Raw genomic sequence first — 1,360 nt, forward strand, 5'->3', positions numbered from 1 at the left:
AGAGCCGGCCGCGCAAATTTGAACACGCTGCAAAGTGGATAGGCTGCTCCGATGGGCGAGGATAGAGCCCGGCATGACAGGAGCAGAAGATGAGCAAGAGACCCCGCCGCAACCACTCAGCGGCCTTCAAGGCCAAGGTGGCGATTGAGGCCTTGGCCGATGGCAAGACGATTGCCGAGATCGCACAGAAGCACGACGTACACCCCAACCAGGTGACGGAGTGGCGCAGGCAGCTGCTGGAACGCGCCGCTGGCGTGTTCGGTGCTGCGGCGACAGAGCCGGCGCCGGCGATAGACCTCAAGGGATTGCATGCCAAGATTGGGCAGCTGACGCTGGAGAACGAGTTTTTAGAGGGTGCGCTCACCAAGGCGGGATTGCTGAGCGCAAAGCGATGATCGACCGTGAATCCGAACTGCCGATCAAGCGCCAGGCCCTGTTGCTGGGCATCAGTCGAGGCTCGGTGTACTACCACCCCGAGCCGATTGCCGACAGCGAGCTGACGTTGATGCGTCGCATTGACGAATTGCACCTGGAGCATCCGTTCGCGGGCAGTCGCATGCTGCGGGACTTGCTGCGGTTGCTGGGCATCGAGGCTGGACGGCGGCACGTGCGCACGCTGATGCGGCGCATGGGCATCCAGGCGCTGTACCGCAAGCCCAACACCAGCAAGCGGCACCCAGCGCATCCGGTGTTCCCGTACGCGTTGCGCGGGCTGACCATCGAGCGGGCCAACCAGGTCTGGGCGCTGGACATCACCTACATCCCGATGGCGCGCGGGTGGGTGTACCTGGTGGCGGTGCTGGACTGGCGAAGCCGCCGGGTGCTGGCGCATCGAGTGTCGATCACGATGGAGGCGGACTTCTGCGTGGAGGCCTTGCGCGAGGCGACGGCGCGTTGGGGTGCACCGGAGATCGTGAACACTGATCAAGGCGCCCAGTTCAGCAGCGCCGAGTTCATCGCCGAGGTGCAGCGCATCGGTGCACGCCAAAGCATGGACGGCAGAGGCTGCTGGCGCGACAACGTCTTCGTCGAGCGGCTGTGGCGCAGCGTGAAGTACGAAGACGTCTACCTGAAGGGCTACGACGGCGTCAACGCCGCACGGCTCAGCCTGGCCGCGTACTTCGATTTCTACAACGCGCGCCGGCCCCATCAGTCGCACGACGGGCGCACGCCGGACATGGTCTACTTCGCCACGCTGCCGGCGATGAAGGAGGCTGCCTGATGGGTTGAACCATGAGTACATGGCTCAACCGGGGCGCCTCCGGCGGCCTGGCAGGGGCCTTGAAGATTGAAAGAATCAAACCGCAGCCAATCCACTTAACTCAGGTCGATGCGTGTTCAGACGACCGGAGCCGGTTCT

General features: G+C 64.0%; 1 protein-coding gene. It reads left to right on the plus strand.

Annotated features, from left to right (window positions below; genetic code table 11):
- The first annotated feature begins 89 nt into the window (after positions 1-89).
- Positions 90-1,222 (plus strand): IS3 family transposase gene (locus AC1DYD_RS41360; RefSeq protein WP_478178489.1). Its coding sequence is split into 2 segments (ribosomal slippage): positions 90-354 and positions 354-1,222, totalling 1,134 coding nucleotides; the frame shifts between segments, so codons are not numbered across the junction.
- Positions 1,223-1,360: the final 138 nt, after the last annotated feature.

Source organism: Variovorax sp. P4_B11 (assembly GCF_056402355.1).